The sequence below is a fragment of the Romboutsia sp. 13368 genome, assembly GCF_018336475.1.
GTDB lineage: Bacteria > Bacillota > Clostridia > Peptostreptococcales > Peptostreptococcaceae > Romboutsia.
Map to the genome: position 1 here is coordinate 1,662,204 of NZ_CP048741.1, position 1,076 is coordinate 1,663,279.

At 23.9% G+C, this 1,076-nt stretch carries 1 protein-coding gene; it reads right to left on the minus strand.

The genetic code is table 11. The annotated features are described in order from the left end of the window. Positions 1-66: 66 nt before the first annotated feature. The gene (gene moaA, locus G3997_RS06685; protein ID WP_296644697.1) at positions 67-1,026 is read right to left on the minus strand and encodes a GTP 3',8-cyclase MoaA; all 960 of its coding nucleotides are present in this window, start codon (positions 1,024-1,026) and stop codon (positions 67-69) included. Positions 1,027-1,076: the final 50 nt, after the last annotated feature.

A 1,076-nucleotide genomic window follows, 5' to 3' on the forward strand; every position in this document is an offset into this window, starting at 1 on the left:
GATATTAATATATCATAAAATCCTAGTAAGKWAAAAAAGTGCTATATAAAATTATATAGCACTTTTTTATCCACCTATTTTGTACATTGGTCTATTAGTTTCACTACAATTATTTTCTAATAGATTATGTTTTAATGGCTTTTTATATATACTTTCCTTTAATACTTCCTTAAATATCATTGGTTTATTTAAATAAAATCTTATATCTATTTCCTCATTTGAATGAAGACAAGGTTTTATTTTTCCATTTGATGTAACCCTAATTCTATTACACGTATTGCAGAACGAACAACTAAGAGGTGTTATTACTCCTACTCTACCTTTAGCATGATTTAACTTATATAACTTAGCAGTTGACCCTATTTCATCTTCTAACTTATATATTGTATCTATTTTATCTATAAAATTAGTTATGTTAAAGTATCCATCTTCATAAAAACTTCTACCTTCGCCAAGAGGCATTAATTCTATAAATCTAATATCTATAGGATAATAGTTAGTCATATCTATAAAATCATAAATTTCATCATCATTAAATCCTTTAATAACAACACAATTTATTTTTACATTTATACCTAATTCTAGACACTTATTTATAGATTTTAATACTTCTGTTAAATTTCCACCTCTTGTTATACTTTTATATTTATATGATTTAAGTGAATCTAAACTTATATTAACAGTTTTCAATCCATTTTCTTTTAATTCATAAGCTATCTTATCTAGTCCTATTCCATTTGTAGTTATAGCTATATCATCTATATTACATTCAAAATGTGTATATCTTATTAACTCAATAAGATTAGGATATAATAATGGTTCTCCACCAGTAAATCTAATTTTACTTATTCCAATTTGAGCTAGTCCATTGATTATAAATTTATAATCAAAAGGAGATAAAGTATCATTTATTAATTTATTTTCATATACTCTATCCTCTGGCATACAGTAAACACATTTTAAATTACATTTATCTGTAAGAGATATTCTAGCATAGTCTATCTTTCTTCCATATTCATCTAACATTCTGTCACCTACTTAATATAAAAATTCCCTTTTATGTTGTAAATAATATA

Coding starts and splice junctions, on each gene's coding strand:
- moaA (WP_296644697.1), bottom strand. CDS start 1,026: ATGTTAGATGAATATGGAAGAAAGATAGACTATGCTAGAATATCTCTT.